General features: G+C 60.9%; 20 protein-coding genes. 3 read left to right on the top strand and 17 right to left on the bottom strand.

The window, feature by feature from the left end:
* Positions 1–26: 26 nt before the first annotated feature.
* Together K7R21_RS11475 and K7R21_RS11480 are read right to left on the bottom strand one after the other, a co-directional pair.
* Positions 27–995 (bottom strand): polyprenyl synthetase family protein, encoded by a 969-nt coding sequence (locus K7R21_RS11475; RefSeq protein WP_224983460.1) that lies wholly within the window; start codon positions 993–995, stop codon positions 27–29.
* A gap of 257 nt (positions 996–1,252) precedes the next feature.
* Positions 1,253–1,723: a hypothetical protein gene (locus K7R21_RS11480; protein WP_224983461.1), complete on the bottom strand. Its 471-nt coding sequence runs from the start codon at positions 1,721–1,723 to the stop codon at positions 1,253–1,255.
* A 383-nt stretch (positions 1,724–2,106) separates the two neighbouring features.
* On the opposite strand from K7R21_RS11480, the gene K7R21_RS11485 reads away from it, so the two are divergent.
* From K7R21_RS11485 to K7R21_RS11495, 3 genes are all read left to right on the top strand, one after another.
* On the top strand, positions 2,107–3,699 hold the full coding sequence (locus K7R21_RS11485) for a glucose-6-phosphate isomerase (protein WP_224983462.1): 1,593 nt from the start codon (positions 2,107–2,109) through the stop codon (positions 3,697–3,699).
* Between the two features lie 88 nt (positions 3,700–3,787).
* Complete coding sequence (gene ltaE / locus K7R21_RS11490) at positions 3,788–4,807, top strand: low-specificity L-threonine aldolase (protein ID WP_224983463.1); 1,020 nt, start codon at positions 3,788–3,790, stop codon at positions 4,805–4,807.
* 1 nt (position 4,808) lies between these two features.
* Complete coding sequence (locus K7R21_RS11495; protein WP_216512276.1) at positions 4,809–5,144, top strand: tRNA-binding protein; 336 nt, start codon at positions 4,809–4,811, stop codon at positions 5,142–5,144.
* A 163-nt stretch (positions 5,145–5,307) separates the two neighbouring features.
* On the opposite strand, the gene rsmI is transcribed toward K7R21_RS11495, so the two are convergent.
* The 15 genes from rsmI to K7R21_RS11570 all read right to left on the bottom strand — a co-directional run bounded on the left by rsmI (position 5,308) and on the right by K7R21_RS11570 (position 15,219).
* Positions 5,308–6,138 (bottom strand): 16S rRNA (cytidine(1402)-2'-O)-methyltransferase, encoded by an 831-nt coding sequence (rsmI, locus tag K7R21_RS11500; protein WP_224983464.1) that lies wholly within the window; start codon positions 6,136–6,138, stop codon positions 5,308–5,310.
* A 97-nt stretch (positions 6,139–6,235) separates the two neighbouring features.
* Complete coding sequence (locus tag K7R21_RS11505; RefSeq protein ID WP_224983465.1) at positions 6,236–7,057, bottom strand: NAD+ synthase; 822 nt, start codon at positions 7,055–7,057, stop codon at positions 6,236–6,238.
* Entirely contained in the window at positions 7,057–7,908 is an 852-nt protein-coding gene (locus tag K7R21_RS11510; RefSeq protein ID WP_224983466.1) for a nitrilase-related carbon-nitrogen hydrolase, read from the bottom strand. The genes K7R21_RS11505 and K7R21_RS11510 overlap by 1 nt, the downstream gene beginning before the upstream one ends.
* Positions 7,909–8,076: 168 nt before the next feature.
* The gene (locus K7R21_RS11515; RefSeq protein ID WP_224983467.1) at positions 8,077–8,517 is read right to left on the bottom strand and encodes a DUF4149 domain-containing protein; all 441 of its coding nucleotides are present in this window, start codon (positions 8,515–8,517) and stop codon (positions 8,077–8,079) included.
* Between the two features lie 71 nt (positions 8,518–8,588).
* Complete coding sequence (locus K7R21_RS11520) at positions 8,589–8,966, bottom strand: YraN family protein (protein ID WP_224983468.1); 378 nt, start codon at positions 8,964–8,966, stop codon at positions 8,589–8,591.
* 96 nt (positions 8,967–9,062) lie between these two features.
* Positions 9,063–9,752 carry a ribonuclease HII gene (locus tag K7R21_RS11525; protein ID WP_224983469.1) on the bottom strand — a complete coding sequence of 230 codons (690 nt, stop codon included), beginning with the start codon at positions 9,750–9,752 and terminating at the stop codon, positions 9,063–9,065.
* Positions 9,753–9,915: 163 nt separating this feature from the next.
* The gene (rplS, locus tag K7R21_RS11530) at positions 9,916–10,272 is read right to left on the bottom strand and encodes a 50S ribosomal protein L19 (protein WP_129124523.1); all 357 of its coding nucleotides are present in this window, start codon (positions 10,270–10,272) and stop codon (positions 9,916–9,918) included.
* A gap of 95 nt (positions 10,273–10,367) precedes the next feature.
* The gene (locus K7R21_RS11535) at positions 10,368–10,937 is read right to left on the bottom strand and encodes an RNA methyltransferase (protein WP_224983470.1); all 570 of its coding nucleotides are present in this window, start codon (positions 10,935–10,937) and stop codon (positions 10,368–10,370) included.
* Positions 10,934–11,686 carry a tRNA (guanosine(37)-N1)-methyltransferase TrmD gene (gene trmD, locus K7R21_RS11540; protein WP_224983471.1) on the bottom strand — a complete coding sequence of 251 codons (753 nt, stop codon included), beginning with the start codon at positions 11,684–11,686 and terminating at the stop codon, positions 10,934–10,936. Before trmD ends, K7R21_RS11535 begins: the two co-directional genes overlap by 4 nt.
* Positions 11,683–12,201 carry a ribosome maturation factor RimM gene (gene rimM, locus K7R21_RS11545; RefSeq protein ID WP_224983472.1) on the bottom strand — a complete coding sequence of 173 codons (519 nt, stop codon included), beginning with the start codon at positions 12,199–12,201 and terminating at the stop codon, positions 11,683–11,685. The genes trmD and rimM overlap by 4 nt, the downstream gene beginning before the upstream one ends.
* A 3-nt stretch (positions 12,202–12,204) precedes the next feature.
* Positions 12,205–12,435, bottom strand: a complete 231-nt coding sequence (locus tag K7R21_RS11550; RefSeq protein WP_183351105.1) for a KH domain-containing protein — start codon at positions 12,433–12,435, stop codon at positions 12,205–12,207.
* Between the two features lie 50 nt (positions 12,436–12,485).
* Complete coding sequence (gene rpsP, locus K7R21_RS11555; RefSeq protein ID WP_135869506.1) at positions 12,486–12,752, bottom strand: 30S ribosomal protein S16; 267 nt, start codon at positions 12,750–12,752, stop codon at positions 12,486–12,488.
* Positions 12,753–12,856: 104 nt separating this feature from the next.
* Positions 12,857–14,218: a signal recognition particle protein gene (ffh, locus tag K7R21_RS11560; protein ID WP_224983473.1), complete on the bottom strand. Its 1,362-nt coding sequence runs from the start codon at positions 14,216–14,218 to the stop codon at positions 12,857–12,859.
* 151 nt (positions 14,219–14,369) lie between these two features.
* Positions 14,370–14,960 (bottom strand): sulfurtransferase-like selenium metabolism protein YedF, encoded by a 591-nt coding sequence (yedF, locus tag K7R21_RS11565; protein WP_224983474.1) that lies wholly within the window; start codon positions 14,958–14,960, stop codon positions 14,370–14,372.
* Positions 14,947–15,219, bottom strand: coding sequence for a DUF3343 domain-containing protein (locus K7R21_RS11570; protein ID WP_224983475.1), 273 nt, complete (start codon positions 15,217–15,219; stop codon positions 14,947–14,949). The genes yedF and K7R21_RS11570 overlap by 14 nt, the downstream gene beginning before the upstream one ends.
* Positions 15,220–15,245 lie beyond the last annotated feature (26 nt).

Below are 15,245 nucleotides of genomic sequence, written 5' to 3' on the forward strand. Positions count from 1 at the left end.
AAAACCGCTAAATGGCGGCGAGGGGACTACTTGGACCGGGTCACCACGTAGTCGGCCAGTTCGGCGAGGGCCTCCTTGGCAGCCGAGGCCGGGAATTTTTCCAGGTGTTTCTTGCACAAGGCAACATGCTCGCCGGCCGAGGCGACGGTATGCTCGATGCCGCCGTAGCGTTGTACCAGGGCCAACACCTGGCCGAAGTCCTCGTCGGAAAGGAGGTCCTTCTCAACCACCGCGGCGATGAAATCGCGTTCCGCGTCGCTGCACAGCTTCAGGGTATGGATCAGAGGCAGCGTGATCTTCCCCTCTTCGAGGTCGTGGCCGATACTCTTGCCGAACTGCTCTTCGCTGGCAGTATAGTCCAGGGTGTCGTCCATGAGCTGGAAGGCGATGCCGAGGTCCATGCCGTAATCCGCGACCGCCTGCTTGAGTTCCGGGGTCGCGCCCCCCAGGATGGCGCCGACCTCGCAGGCGGCCGACAGCAGGATAGCAGTCTTGCTGCGCACCACCTCGATGTAGCGCTCCACGGTGATTTCCAGGTCACTGGTGCAGACCAGCTGCAACACCTCGCCTTCGGCGATCATGGTGGTGGCGTCAGCGAGAACCTTGAGGATGCCCAGGTCGCCGTCGGCCACCATGAGCGAGAAGGACTTGGAGAAGAGGAAGTCGCCTACGAGGACCGAGGCCTCGTTGCCCCAAAGGGTGTTGGCAGAAGCCAGGCCGCGGCGCAGGTTGGCGTTGTCGACCACATCGTCATGCAAGAGGGTCGCGGTATGAATGAACTCAACCACGCTGGCCAGGGGAACGCTGCGGCTCCCCTCGTAGCCACAGAGCTTGGCTGCCAGCAGCACCAGCGCCGGGCGAATCCTCTTGCCGCCGCTGGAAAGCACATACTCGCCCACCTTGCGAATCAGCGGGACATCAGACTGCAGGTCTTTCTTGAACTGCAGTTCCACGTTTTTCAGATCTTCGCCGATGAGGGCAAGCGCTGCATCCATAATAAGGCCTCGGTTCTGCGACTCGCACTAAGGCAGTCTTACGCTTAGAAAATATTAACGGCACGAAATCGCGCCGTTTTTTTACACCAGCAGGGCTGGAAATTTTAATTGGAAACGACGGAGCACTCTAGCAAATCCGTATTCATTATTCAAGGCATTTCGTCTGCGAAGATGAGGCGGCAGGGGGGGGAAACAGGGAGGTGGGGGTGCGAGAAACAGCGGAAAAAGGGCGGGACCTGGCGGCCCCGCCCCCGGGGTCAGGCTGCACGTTGCTCCTGGGGCGCCAGGCCGCAGAGCTTGAGTTCCTTTTCCAGCTTCGCCTTGGTCAGCCCCAGGGCGCGGCACATTCTTTCGCGGTTACAGTCGTAGCGCTCCATGGCCATGAGCAACAACGCCTTTCTGAGCGAGACGGAGAGCTTGTCCATGACGTGCTCCTTTGCAGTCGCGGAGATGAGGGTGAAAAACGGTTCCAGGCTTCTCTCGAACAACTGTGCGCTCTCGTCGACGTGTATCTTGCGATCCTTATTCATGGTTCTCACCCTCATCACGTTGGCTGCTATCTGATCCATCTCCTCGTTCACCAGTTGCCAGACATCCGGGTCGTAGGCCACAGAAAATACCACGGCTACCCGTTCGGCGTCGCGATGCTGTTGTCGATTGACCAGCACCACCTCCATCGCACCGAACCCGTCTTTCGCCGTACAAGCCCCTCTATGATTGGTCACCATGCCCCACCTCCCAGTTGCGGTACCGAACTGGCGCTGCCAACGCGCCCCCTGTTCTTTTTTTGATGGCACCTTCCTCTTTTCAACTGCCGTACCAACTGCGCAACACTGCCGCGGCAGAGGACAAGCCTGCGTTTTGGCACGCTTTTCATAACCGCCATGTCACGACCGGCATCTGCACGGCCCGACTTTTTGTTCACAACTTGCACAGTGCGCGCCCGACTGTGCACATCTGACCAGGAGGTATTCCAGTAGCCCTGACGGCGGCCCCCCGCTGATGCACAGCCACGGCCGACTCCTACTTGAATAAAAACTAATCTATGGTATCATGCCCCGACGCACATGAGGACGAAGCGGGCAAGGCCCTAATCAACGCAGGAGGCATCATGCAAAAGCTGCAGCTTTGGGAGCGTTACAAAAACCGGCTCTACCACCACGCCGAACTGGACCTGAGCGTCGACACCAGCCGGATGAATTTCCCTGACTCCTACCTTGACGATATGGAACCGCGCCTGCAGAAGGCGTTCGAGGAAATGGCCGAACTGGAAGCGGGAGCCATAGCGAACCCCGACGAACAGCGCATGGTTGGCCACTACTGGCTCAGGGCACCGGAACTCGCGCCGACAGCGGAGCTTACCGAGGAGATCGGGGCGACCCTCGCCTCGGTGAAGGCGTTTGCCTCGTCCGTGCATCAGGGCAACATTGCTGCTCCGGATGGATATCCGTTCGAAAACCTGCTCGTGGTCGGCATCGGCGGCTCAGCCCTCGGCCCGCAGTTCGTCGCCGATAGCCTGGGCTGCCCGCAGGACCGCATGAAAGTCTACTTCTTCGACAACACCGACCCCGACGGCATGGACAAGGTCCTCTCCGAAATTGGCTCCGGCCTGAAGCGGACGCTGACCGTGGTCATCTCCAAAAGCGGCGGCACCAAGGAAACCCGCAACGGTATGCTCGAGGCACGCCAGGCTTTCGAGAAGGCGGGGCTGCACTTTGCCGCCCACGCGGTCGCGGTGACCGGCAGCGACAGCGAACTGGACCGCACCGCCTCGCAGGAGGGATGGCTGGGGATCCTCCCGATGTGGGACTGGGTCGGCGGCCGCACCTCGGTGACCTCCGCAGTGGGGCTGCTCCCCGCTGCCCTGCAGGGGATCGACATCGACCGGCTCCTGGCGGGAGCGAGAATCTGCGACCAGGCAACCCGCAGCCGTATCACGAAAGAGAATCCCGCGGCACTGCTGGCCCTGTCCTGGTTCCACGCCACCGCCGGCAAGGGTAAGCGCGACATGGTGCTGCTCCCTTACAAGGACCGGCTGCTGCTGTTTTCCCGCTACCTGCAGCAGCTGATCATGGAGTCACTGGGCAAGGAACTGGACCGGGACGGCAAGAAGGTGCTGCAGGGGATCGCGGTCTACGGCAACAAGGGCTCCACGGATCAGCATGCCTACGTGCAGCAGCTGCGCGAAGGAGTTCCCAACTTCTTCGTCACCTTCATCGAAGTACTTAAGGACCGTGATGGGGCTTCCATGCTGGTCGAGCCGGGTGCCACCTCCGGGGACTACCTGTCCGGCTTTTTCCAGGGGACTAGGTCTGCGCTCTATGAAAAGAATCGCGAATCGGTTACTATCACCATCCGCGAAATCTCCCCCGCCAGCATCGGCGCGCTGATCGCCCTGTACGAGCGGGCGGTCGGGCTGTATGCCTCGCTCATCAACGTGAACGCGTACCACCAGCCAGGGGTCGAGGCGGGCAAGAAAGCCGCCGGGACGGTGCTCAAGCTGCAGGGGGAAATCCTCGAAATGTTGCGGCGTCAGCCCGAGCGCGACTTTACCTGCACGGACATGGCCATGACCCTGGCGCGCCCCGAAGAGGTGGAGACGGTATTCATCATCCTGCGGCACCTGGCAGCCAACCCGAGCCACGGGGTGAGCGTCACCCCCGGCGAGAAGGTCTGGGAGAACAGGTTTCGCGCCGCCAGGTAAAGGCGAAATCTTCAACGCAAAGGCGCAAAGGCGCCAAGCCGCAAAGCAGAGACAGTGAATGATTACTACGGTAGATGCAGGGGAACAGATGAAGACAGTAGACCTGAGAAGTGACACGGTAACTCGCCCGTCAGAGGCGATGCGCAGGGTGATGGCGGCAGCCGAGGTGGGTGACGACGTTTACGGCGAGGACCCGACGGTTAACAGGCTGGAGGCGATGGCGGCGGAACTGCTGGGCAAGGAGAAAGCGATCTTCGTCCCCAGCGGGACCATGAGCAACCTGACCGCGCTCCTGTCCCACTGCGGGCGCGGCGACGAATACATCGCCGGGCAGGACGCGCACATCTACCGCTGGGAAGGGGGCGGCGGCGCCATCTTCGGCGGCATCCAGCCCCAACCCCTCGACTTCGATGAAGACGGCACGCTGAACCTGAACAAGGTGCGCCGCGCCGTGAAACCGGCGGACCACCACCACGCGATGACCAGGCTGCTGTGCCTGGAGAACACGCAAGGCGGGCGGGTACTCCCCCTCCCCTACCTCGAGGAAGCGGCAGCCGTGGCCAGGGAACTGGGCCTCGCCCTGCACCTGGACGGCGCCCGCGTCTTCAACGCCGCCGTCTACCTCAAGGTGCCGGTGCGCGAGATCGCCCGGCATTTCGACTCGGTTTCCGTCTGTCTCTCCAAGGGGCTGGGCGCACCGGTCGGCTCTGTCCTGTGCGGCAGCACCGATCTCATCAACCGCGCGCACCGCTGGCGCAAGGTCGCCGGCGGCGGCATGAGGCAGGCCGGCCTGCTGGCGGCGGCGGGAATGTACGCCCTGCAGCACAACGTGGAGCGACTCGCCGAGGACCATGAGAACGCCGAAATCCTCTCCAGCGGTCTTGGCCACATCGACGAACTCCTGGTGAGCCAGGCCCGCACCAACATCCTCTTCGTCACCCCGCCGGCCGGCACCGCCCCCGCACTGCGCGAGGCTCTAGCCGCCGAGGGGATCCTGATCGGTGGCGGCGACGAGATCCGTCTCGTCACCCATCTCGACGTGGACGGCGCCGGTGTCGAGCGGACCGTGGCCGCCTTCAAGCGCTTCTTCGCGAAACGGGACAAGTGACATGGCCGAGATAACCTGGAATGATTTCGAGCAGGTGGAGATCAGGGTGGGAACCGTGCTGGAGGTGGAGGAGTTTCCGGAGGCGAGAAAGCCAGCCTACAAGCTAGTGGTTGATTTCGGCGAGGCCGGGGTGAGAAGGTCGAGTGCGCAGATAACCAAGCACTACACCCGGGAAGAACTGGTGGGGAGGCAGGTGATCGGGGTGTGCAATTTCCCGAGGAAGCAGATCGGGCGATTCTTCTCGGAGGTGCTCATCACCGGGTTCGCCGACGAGAACGGCGACATCGTCCTCGCCGCCCCGGAACGTAAGGTTCCCAACGGCAGCAGGCTTTGCTGATCCTCCCGCATCCTTCCCCCATCCCCTCTCCCTCCGGGAGAGGGTGGCCGAAGGCCGGGTGAGGGCGATGGCATGGGTAATTCTGAAACTATGGGGCGCGAGCTCGCAGGCAACAGGCGCCCTCACCCCGACCCTCTCCCGGAGGGAGAGGGAGGATGAGAACCTACCCCTTAATCCTCAGCGCCTCCGCGTAGACCGCGCTTTTGTGCAGGCCCGTTTCCTGGGTCACCCGCTTCACGGCATCCTTGAGCGACATCTCGCCGGAGCCCAGGTACTTCTGCAGCAACTCTTCCATACCCGGCCCGTCGTCCATCTCCGGCTCCTGCGCCGGGCTCACCAGTATGGCCACCTCGCCCCGGACCTCCCGCCCGCGTACCTCTTCCACCAGCACGGAGAGCCGCCCGCGCAGAAACTCCTCGTACATCTTCGTCAACTCGCGCGCAACCACCACCTCGCGGTCCCCGAGCGTCTCCAGCATGTCCTCCAGCGTCGCCAGCAGGCGCTTGGGTGACTCGTAGAAGATCAGCACGGCCCGCTCGTTAGTAAGCGTCTGCAGCCGCTCCCGCCTCTTCCCCTGCTTGTTGGGGAGGAAGCCGGCGAAGCTGAAATAGTCGGTGGGGAGGCCGGAGGCGGAGAGTGCGGTGACCGCGGCACAGGCGCCCGGAATGGGGACCACGGATATGCCACCAGCCACCGCGTCGCGAACGAGCTGATAGCCGGGGTCCGAGATACAGGGAGTGCCCGCGTCGGTGATGAGGGCGACACTTTGCCCCTCGCGCAGACGGTCGAGGATCTGGTCTCCCTTGAGTTCCTTGTTGTGGTCGAAGTAGGAGGTAAGCGGCTTGGAGATGCCGAAGTGGGTGAGGAGCTTGCGCGAGTGGCGCGTGTCCTCGGCGGCGATCAGGTCCACCTCCTTCAGGATGCGCAGGGCGCGCAGGGTGATGTCCTCGAGGTTTCCGATCGGGGTGGCGACTATGTAGAGAGTTCCGGGCATAAAGGCAGCAGCCGTTCTACGTTCTAGGTTCTAACGTTCTAGGTTACAGCCGTGGACTTTAACGTAGAACGTAAAAACGCGGAACGTAGAACCGGTTTTATTTCCCCCAATCCCGCGCGTAGCGGAAGTCACGGTCGATGGTACGGTTGGAGACCTTGGCGATGATGGGCAGACGGCGTTTGAAGTGGGAGCCCTGCACCTTGCGGGCGACATTGTCGATGAAGGCGGGGTCGAAACCGGCGGCGATTAACTCCTCCCGGCTCATACGCTGATCCACCATCCGGTACAAGAGCTCGTCCGCCTCGCGGTAGGTGAAACCAAGTTCCTGCTCGTCGGTCTGCCCGGCCCAGAGATCGGCGGAGGGCTTCTTCTCGATCACCTCGCTCGGCACCCCCATTGCTTCGGACAGCGCCCAGACCTGGCTCTTGTAGATGTCGCCGATCGGGTTCAACGCGCTCGCCATGTCGCCGTGCAGCGTGCCGTAGCCCAGGAGCAGCTCGGTCTTGTTGCTGGTGCCGAGCACGAGACCGCCGACGGCGGCGGAGTGGTCGTACAGGATCGTCATGCGCTCGCGGGCCATCTTGTTGCCGCGCCTCATGTTGTCTGCATCCGGGGTGATGGTGAAGTAGGCGTCAATCATCGGGGTGATCTCGATGACCTTGAAGTTGATCCCCAGGCTCTCGGCTACCAACCGTGCATGCGCCTCGCTCTCGGGGTTGCTGGTGCGGTACGGCATGCAGTAGGCATGAACGTTCTCCGGCCCCAGCGCCTCCGCCGCGATGTAGGCGACCAGCGCGGAGTCGATGCCTCCGGACAGGCCCAGCACGCCCTTGCGGACCCCGACCTTATAGACCTCGTCACGCACAAACCCGACCAGGATCTGGCGCAACAGCTTCGTATTAACAGTCAACCCACCCATTAGCAGTCCTTCTCCCTGTCGATGCGTTTCAACTCTTTCACGGTGATGGCAAGGTTCTCGTCCCGCATCATCGGGGAGAAGATCCGCTCACGCCTGAGCGCGCCGCCGTCCACCTTGGCCAGCACGAAATCCTCCTCGAGGATGGCGCCGCGGTCAGTCATCTCGCCGGAGGGGGAGATTGCCTCGGAGCCACCCCAGAAGTTGATGCCGTCCTCGTAGCCGACACGATTGCAGTAGAAGACCCGGCAGTTGAGGAACATCGCCGTCGTGGTGGTAAGTTTCTGCCATGCCGCCGCGGAGCCGAGCCCTTCCGATTCGGTGATGCCGCGGCCCGGGCTGGAAGAGAGGCAGAGCAGGGTCATGGCGCCGTCCATCGCGAGGATGTAAGGAGCGGAGAGGTGCCACATGTCTTCGCAGATGAGCATGCCGATGCGGCCGAAGCGGGTGTCGAAGGCGCGGAAGCGCTCGCCGCGGGCCATGTAGCGCTGCTCGTCGAAGAGACCGTAGGTGGGCAGGTAGACCTTGCGGTGCACATGGCGGATCTCGCCGCCCTCGAGGTAGACCGCTGAATTGAAGAAACGGAAGTCGGACGAGACCTCGACGAAGCCGATGGCGATGGAGATCCGCTCGGAAAGTTTCTTCAGCCTCTCTATCTGTGGGGAGTCCAGGCGCAACGCGACTTCGGGCACCAAGTCCTTGAGGAAATAACCAGTGAGGGCCAACTCGGGAAAAACGACCAGGTCGGCGCCGGCGGCGATACCCTTCTCGATGGCGGCCTCGGCCAGCGCCATGTTGTCGTCCAGGCAGCCCAGCTTAGGCTTTATCTGGGCCAGGGCAACGGTAAAATCCATGAGCTTCTCCGCATTTTTTTTCTCATTACTAGCACAGCGAAAGAGCCTTTGTAAACCTCAATGCTTCATGAGACTTGCCACTTCATCCCCCTCCCCGCCCCTCACCCTCAAGGGGAGGGAGCAAACGCGCGGGCGCATCCACTCTTCCGGGCGAGGGGCTGACGTTAGCTAAAGCAGGATGACCAGGGCGACGCCGCCGGCGATGACGGAGAGGTTGCAGACCGCTGAGACGCCGTGCAGCTTGGAGAACTGGCGGCGCATGGGATCTTCCTTCGGAGTGGTCTCGAAAGACGGGATCTGCTTCTTGATCTCGGCTGCCTTGGGCTCGATGTAGAACGCCTGGACGGAAGCGAGCGTCAGCATAACCGCGATGATGACGGCCGCCGGTACCGTCCCCTTCCCTGCCATGACGATACGGCAGATGATGGCGACGAGGCCGCAGGCAACACCCCAGCGGAAGTACCCTGGAAAGAACAGCCCGACGATGCGTGCCGCGACGTCGCGGCTTTCGGAGCGGAACAGGATGGGAGTGAGCACGAAGGTGAAGAGAGCGGCTCCTCCCAGCCAAAGGGAGATGGCGAGACGGTAGATTGCTGCGACGACCTGCATTACGTTTCCTCCTTGAGTGGTCCAGTTAAAGCAGGGCGAATGATTATTCGCCCCTACTGTCTTCGCCTATATCAGTAGGCGAGGTCGAAAGCATTCCTGATGTGCTCTATGTCAGGCAGATCGTGGTCGTGCAGCATGATGGCGACCACGTCGAAGCGGGCCTCGGCGTCGTAAAGCTTCTTCCTGGACAGCCAGACCAGCGCCGCCTTGGAAATCTGGCGCTGCTTGAACGGCGTCACCGCGAGTTGCGGCGGCCCATAGTTGTCGTTCTTGCGGCACTTCACCTCGACAAAGACGATAGTGCGCCCGTCGCGCGCCACGATGTCGATCTCGCCGCAGGGACAGCGGAAGTTGCACTCGACTATCTTGAAGCCCTGCCCTTTCAGATAGGTGGCAGCGATCGATTCGCCGGTACCGCCGACAGAGCCGTTGCTGTTGCTGAATGGCATAGCCGCCCTCGCAGAGATAGTGCCGTCCGGTGAACAAGACAACAGTGTAACAGCAAGTCCAGTGAGCGGATAGCTGAGAATGGGAAAATAGTGGCGTTAGAAGGAGAAAAGGCCGCTGGATGCGTCGGTTACGGCAGCCGGATCAACGGAGCAGTGCTCCTTGACGCCGCTGAAGCTTCTGCGATGGATCGGGCAGGGGCCGAGCTCGGCGATGGCGGCCAGATGCGAGGCGGCGCCATACCCCTTGTGGCTGGCGAAGCCGTAGCCGGGGAACTGCACGTCGTACTGCACCATCATCCGGTCACGGGTGACCTTGGCAATGATGGAAGCAGCCGCAATGGAAAGACTCAGCGAGTCACCCTTCTTCACGGTGCGCTGCGGGATGTTCATGGGGACGCTGGAGATGCCGTCGATGAGGAGGAAATCGGGGGTGATGCTCAGGCCGCGCACGGCGTCGCTCATCGCGGAGAGAGTGGCCTGAAGGATGTTAATGCGGTCGACGAGGGCGTGGTCGCCGATGCCGACCCCCACCGCCAGGGCTTCCCGGTAGATCACGTCGAAGAGCTCTTCCCGTTTCTCCTCGGTGAGCTGCTTTGAGTCGTTCACCTCGGGGAGGATTATCCCCGTTGGGAGGATGACCGCCGCCGCCACCACCGGCCCCGCCAACGGGCCGCGCCCGGCTTCGTCCACACCGGCAATGCGGGTGTAGCCGCGCCGCAAGGCCTGCCCCTCCAGGGCAAGCATGTCGATAGGAGCATCCGGGTTGTCGGGGAAAAGACCGGCCATGATAAAAACCTGAAACCTTTGGCCACGGAGAAAATCTGAGAACTTCGCAGACTTTTACTTCAATCAAATTTTCTCAGATTCCGTGACTAACGGTTTTCCGCTTTGGTTTCAACAAAAAAAGCCCCGGTCGCCGGACCGGGGCTTTTTGGAACTGCGTGCCGATTTACTGACCGGCGACGTACTTCCTTTCCTTGATCCTGGAAGCCTTGCCGCGCAGTTTGCGCAGGTAGTACAGCTTCGCACGACGAACCTGGCCGCGGGTCACAACTTCGATCGCCTCGATGGACGGCGAGTGCAGCGGGAATACCCTCTCAACGCCAACGCCGTTGGAGATCTTCCTCACGGTGAAGGACTCACGGATACCGCCGTTCTGACGGCCGAGGCAAACGCCCTGGAAAGCCTGGATACGGCTCTTGTCACCCTCGACGATCTTTACCTGCACCTTGATGGTGTCGCCCGGAACGAAAACCGGGATGTTCTTCTTCATCTGTGCCATTTCAATCATGTCAATCTTGTTCATTTGGTACTTCCTCCCTTATCTGGAACCTCTAGTCATAAGACTTAATACTGACAGTGAACCTGCGTTACTCGACTACCAACCTATGCGTCCGGCGCCTAGCGCCCGAAAAGCCTGTCCAGCATGATCGATGCCGCGGATCGTACCGAGAGGTGGTTGTAATCCCCCGCCCCCTTGATCGGTTCCAGCACCAGATCGCTTTTGTTGAACACCTGCTCGATGAGTCCCCAACCGGTCCCCAAAAGGAGCAGATAAGGCTGCTCGGGGTCCGCGTCGATGAGATCCTTCAGTTCGGAGAAGGTCACGCTGTTGGGCCTGCCGGAGGCTCCGGTCACGACCACCTTGGGCCTGCGTCCGGTGCGGCTCTCGATGTCGGCGATGGTCGATTCCAGCGACTCTTCGCACTGCAGGGTTTCCAGTGCCATCTTCCGCTTGGGGTTGTATGTAGAGCCCCAACCGGTGAGCCAGTGCTCCCGCACCTTCTCAACGAGCTTTATCTGCTCCTCAACCGGAGTCACGATGTAGTAGCGGGCCAGACCGAAGGTCCGGGTCAACCGCGCCATGTCGTGAATGTCCAGGTTGGTAACCGAGGTTGCCACCACGTCCTTGTGCTTGTCGTACACCGGGAAGTGGATCAGCGCCATGCTGAAGTTAGCTGCCGAGGTCATGCCTGCCCCTTACTCACATGGGGGTCCAGCCCCAGCTCTTTCAGAAGTTTCTTGTCCTGCTTGCTCCACTCAACCCCGTCGAGGAGCTCGGGACGGGAGGCGAGCGTTCTCCTGATCTGCTCCTTCCTGCGCCACTTGGCGATCTCGGCATGGTTGCCGGAAAGGAGGATGTCGGGAACCTTCTCGCCCCTGAATTCGGGGGGCCTGGTGTACTGCGGGTACTCCAAAAGCCCGTCTGCAAATGAATCGTACTGGGCCGACTCCTCGTGCCCCAGAACCCCCGGCACCAGCCGGGACACCGCGTCGACGATCACCATCGCGGCGATCTCTCCGCCGGTCAAGACGAAGTCGCCCAGGGAGATCTCGTCATCCACGAACAGGGTACGCACCCTCTCGTCGACCCCTTCGTAGCGGCCACAGATGATGATGAGCCCTTCCTCGCGGGAAAGCTCCTGCGCCACCTGGTGGGTGAAGGGTCGCCCCCCCGGTGTAGTGAGGATCACCTTCGAGCCCGGCCGCTTTTGCTTGACGGCCTCGATGGCGCCGGCCAACGGCTCGACCTTCATCACCATCCCGGCGCCCCCACCGTAAGGCGAGTCGTCAGCGGTGGCGTGCTTGTCGAAAGCCCAGTCGCGGATGTTGTGCAGGCCGACATCGATCAGCCCCTTGTCGCTCGCGCGCTTCAGGATGCTCTCGGTCATCGGACCCTCGAACATGGCCGGGAACAGGGTCAGGATGTCGAATTTCATAGATCGAGCAGCCCCTCGGGAAGAGAGACCGTCATGCGACCTGCTGCCAGGTCAACAGACAATACGACGTCATCGAGCGCGGGAATGAGCACCTCGCGCCCGTGGTACTTGACCACGTAGACGTCGTTGCTGCCGGTTTCAATGATGTCGACCAGCTCACCCAGCTCTTCCCCCTCCGACGTGACAACCTGGAGCCCCAGGAGGTCGGACCAGTAGAACTCGTCGTCAGGGAGTTCCGGGAGCGCCACCCGGTCGGCGTAGATCTCGCTGCCGACCAGGTGCAGCACCTGGTTGATGTTGTCAAACGGCTTCAGGGTCAGGATGACCCTTTTGCCGTTAGGCTTGGCGGAAACCACGGAGAATTCCTCCATGGCTCCTTTCGGAGACTTGATGAAAACGCACTTTAACTGCGAGATACTCGAGGCATCCCCCGCGAAGGGAATGACCCGCAACTGTCCCCTGATCCCGTGTGTACCCTGGATCTTGCCAATCAATACTTTGTTACTACCGGACATCTATCACTCTACGATTTTAAGGATGGCTTTCTTGTTATCCTTTGTTGAGACAGCGTTGAGCAAAGTACGGATCGCTTTTGCCGTGCGACCCTCCTTGCCGATGATACGCCCCATGTCCTCTTTTGCGACGGTCAGCTTGATTACGTTGGTCTCTTCTTCCAACTCCTCGGTTGCTCTCACCTGGGTGGGATCGTCTACGAGTGCCCTGGCGATGGTCTCAACAAGCTCTTTCATGTCGCTATCCTCTGTAGTGTGGAATGCCGGCTGGCCGGTACTAAGAGATATTAAGCGGCAGGGGCGACGAACTTCTCCCAGATGCCGGTCTTCTTAAGGATCTGCTTGACCGTGTCGGTCGGCTGAGCGCCTTTGCCGAGCCACTCCAGAGTCTTCCCTTCTTCCAGGTTGTACACCGCCGGGTTTTTGTTCGGGTCGTAGGTACCGACGTTCTCGATGAAGCGCCCGTCCCTGCGGCTACGGCAGTCAGCAACCACTACCTGGTAAAAGGGTTTCTTCTTAGCGCCTGCACGTGCAAGTCTGATCTTTATTGCCATTTCTTCCTCCTGGTATTCTCGGATCCTTGAGATCCGCCATTGCGTGTATTGTGTTTACGATTCTGGTAACTGTATCTGAGTTGCTGCAATAGTCAAAGGCAACTTTAAAAGGGGAGCATCCCTTTACCCATGCCTTTCATCCCTTTCATAAGACCTTTGGGTCCCATCTTCTGTAACTGCTTGACGACCTTCTGAGCTTCCGTGAAACGCTTCAAAAGTTGGTTCACTTCCTGAATGCTGGTGCCGCTACCCTTGGCGATCCTCAAACGGCGACTGCCGTTGATGATGGTGTGGTTGGCGCGCTCCTTGGGGGTCATGGAATCGATGATCGCCTCGATCCGCTTCAACTCCTTCTCGGAAGGCTGAGCGCCCTGCATCTGCTTCATCGCCTTGCCCATGCCGGGGATCAGGTTCATGATCGATTCCAGCGAGCCCATCTTCTTGATCTGCTGCAGCTGGTTGCGGAAGTCCTCGAGGTCGAACTGCCCGCTCTTCTTCATCTTCTGCTGCAGACGCTCGGCTTCCTTCTCGTCGAAGGTGGCCTGCGCCTTCTCGATCAGGGTAAGCACGTCGCCCATGCCGAGAATGCGGGAGACCAGTCGGTCGGCGTGGAACACGTCCAGCGCGTCCAGCTTCTCGCCCAAGCCAACAAATTTAACAGGTTTTCCGGTGACAGCCTTGATGGAAAGCGCCGCGCCGCCTTTTGCGTCGCCGTCGAGCTTGGTCAGGATGACGCCGGTGATGCCGAGACGGTCGTTGAAGCCCTGCGCCACGTTGACCGCTTCCTGGCCGGTCATGGCGTCGGCCACGAACAGGATCTCGCGCGGAGCCAGCTCGTCGCGGATCCCTTCCAGCTCTTCCATCAGGTAGTCATCGATCTGGTGACGGCCGGCAGTATCGAAGATGACCACGTCGAAGCCGTTCAGTGTCGCGTAACGGTGCGCCTCGCGGCAGATGTCCAAAGGCTTCTGGGTCGCCAGCGAGCCGAACACCTCGATGTCGAGTTGGCGGCCGAGCACCTTTAGCTGTTCGATCGCGGCCGGGCGGTACACGTCGGCCGGGACGAGGAGCGGTTTCTTCCGCTGCGCCTTCAGGTACTTGGCCAGCTTGCCGCACGAAGTCGTCTTACCGGCACCCTGCAGACCGACCAGCATGATCGCTACCGGCGGCTTGGCCGCCAGGTCGAGCGAGTTGTCCTCGCTGCCGCCCATGAGGAGCACCAGCTCGTCGTGAACGATCTTGATCACCTGCTGCCCGGGGGCGAGGCTTTGCAGCACCTCGGTGCCGACGGCACGGCTGCGTACCTTTTCGACAAAATCCTTGACGACCTTGAAATTAACGTCGGCTTCCAGCAGCGCAAGACGGACCTCGCGCAGCGCGTCCTTGACGTTGTCCTCGGTCATCACCCCCTGACCGCGGAGCTTCTTGAAGACCAGGTCGAGTTTATCGGAAAGAGTCGCGAACATCTACAAACCTATAAGTCATCGAAATGACGAGTTTATTTTGCAGAAAAAATTGCACGGGCCGGCAAAAGCGCACAGGTATCCCGCGGCAAGAGAGTCACTTTAGTGGATATAGTCGCAAATTGTCAAGCGAAATTATCGGTGACAACCTCAGTTACAGCCGCACCACCGAGCGTGCCGCGAGCATCGTTTCGGCAATGGTGAACATGTTGGTCACCCCGCCCGCCGCGAGCGTCTCCTTCTTCTTGTAGAAGTCGAGACAGATACCGCAGGAGAGGACCTCGACGCCGCGGTTGCCCAGTTCGTTGAGCGTCTCGACCACCTCGGAGCCTTCGGCGGCAAGCAGTACCCCGGAATTGATGAAGAAGATCCGGTCCGGCAACTCGTTCAGGTCCAACAGGGTCATGATGAAGTTCTTCATCAGAAGGCGCCCCAACTCGTCCGCGCCGTCCCCCATCCGGTCGGAGCCGATCAGCATCACGGTGGGGCCTGCGGCAGCGGCGGGTGCGGGGACCGCTTCCCGCGCAGCGCTGACGCCCGGGCCGGTGATGGTGAAGGCGAAGCCGTCTTCGAGCTGTTCCTCCAATACCTGGTAGCCGCGCCCCTGCGCGAAGCGCTTCACGTTCTCGCGCGGTGCGCCGTCGTCCAGAAGCACGTGCAGCTCACCCTGCGCCGACTCGAGTGCCCGCTTCACCTGCACTACCGGCAGCGGACATGCCATTCCCCTCACGTCAAGCTTGTTCATTTTCGTCTCCTATCTTTACGAAGCCGTCTCCGTTTTTTCTGTACAGGTCGCGCGGCAAGAGCCCCGCCGCAGCGAGCGCCCCTTCTACCTCGCCCCTCACGTCCTCCGCGTATCTGATGGCGAGGCCGCAATCCGCCGCGAGTGCGCGCGGTGCCGGAATGAGCTGTATTTTGAGCTGCTTATCCTTTAAGAGCCTCTCCGCTTCCATCACACGATGGATGGAATTGAAGATGGCCACGAAATCTCCGTCTTTTATCACGGCAACTCCTTATCCTGGTTGAAAAG

Source organism: Geomonas agri, assembly GCF_020179605.1.
Classification (GTDB): Bacteria; Desulfobacterota; Desulfuromonadia; order Geobacterales; family Geobacteraceae; genus Geomonas; species Geomonas agri.

Bases quoted from the DNA above. Each gene is read 5' to 3' on its own strand.
- rimM (WP_224983472.1), bottom strand. From the start codon at position 12,201: ATGTCCGGTAGTAACAAAGTATTGATTGGCAAGATCCAGGGTACACAC.
- ltaE (WP_224983463.1), top strand. From the start codon at position 3,788: ATGAAGACAGTAGACCTGAGAAGTGACACGGTAACTCGCCCGTCAGAG.
- rsmI (WP_224983464.1), bottom strand. From the start codon at position 6,138: ATGCCCGGAACTCTCTACATAGTCGCCACCCCGATCGGAAACCTCGAG.
- K7R21_RS11550 (WP_183351105.1), bottom strand. From the start codon at position 12,435: ATGAAAGAGCTTGTTGAGACCATCGCCAGGGCACTCGTAGACGATCCC.
- K7R21_RS11535 (WP_224983470.1), bottom strand. From the start codon at position 10,937: ATGACCTCGGCAGCTAACTTCAGCATGGCGCTGATCCACTTCCCGGTG.
- K7R21_RS11515 (WP_224983467.1), bottom strand. From the start codon at position 8,517: ATGCAGGTCGTCGCAGCAATCTACCGTCTCGCCATCTCCCTTTGGCTG.
- yedF (WP_224983474.1), bottom strand. From the start codon at position 14,960: ATGAACAAGCTTGACGTGAGGGGAATGGCATGTCCGCTGCCGGTAGTG.
- trmD (WP_224983471.1), bottom strand. From the start codon at position 11,686: ATGAAATTCGACATCCTGACCCTGTTCCCGGCCATGTTCGAGGGTCCG.
- K7R21_RS11485 (WP_224983462.1), top strand. From the start codon at position 2,107: ATGCAAAAGCTGCAGCTTTGGGAGCGTTACAAAAACCGGCTCTACCAC.
- K7R21_RS11480 (WP_224983461.1), bottom strand. From the start codon at position 1,723: ATGGTGACCAATCATAGAGGGGCTTGTACGGCGAAAGACGGGTTCGGT.
- K7R21_RS11505 (WP_224983465.1), bottom strand. From the start codon at position 7,057: ATGGGTGGGTTGACTGTTAATACGAAGCTGTTGCGCCAGATCCTGGTC.
- rplS (WP_129124523.1), bottom strand. From the start codon at position 10,272: ATGAACAAGATTGACATGATTGAAATGGCACAGATGAAGAAGAACATC.
- K7R21_RS11475 (WP_224983460.1), bottom strand. From the start codon at position 995: ATGGATGCAGCGCTTGCCCTCATCGGCGAAGATCTGAAAAACGTGGAA.
- K7R21_RS11525 (WP_224983469.1), bottom strand. From the start codon at position 9,752: ATGGCCGGTCTTTTCCCCGACAACCCGGATGCTCCTATCGACATGCTT.
- K7R21_RS11510 (WP_224983466.1), bottom strand. From the start codon at position 7,908: ATGGATTTTACCGTTGCCCTGGCCCAGATAAAGCCTAAGCTGGGCTGC.
- ffh (WP_224983473.1), bottom strand. From the start codon at position 14,218: ATGTTCGCGACTCTTTCCGATAAACTCGACCTGGTCTTCAAGAAGCTC.
- rpsP (WP_135869506.1), bottom strand. From the start codon at position 12,752: ATGGCAATAAAGATCAGACTTGCACGTGCAGGCGCTAAGAAGAAACCC.
- K7R21_RS11520 (WP_224983468.1), bottom strand. From the start codon at position 8,966: ATGCCATTCAGCAACAGCAACGGCTCTGTCGGCGGTACCGGCGAATCG.
- K7R21_RS11495 (WP_216512276.1), top strand. From the start codon at position 4,809: ATGGCCGAGATAACCTGGAATGATTTCGAGCAGGTGGAGATCAGGGTG.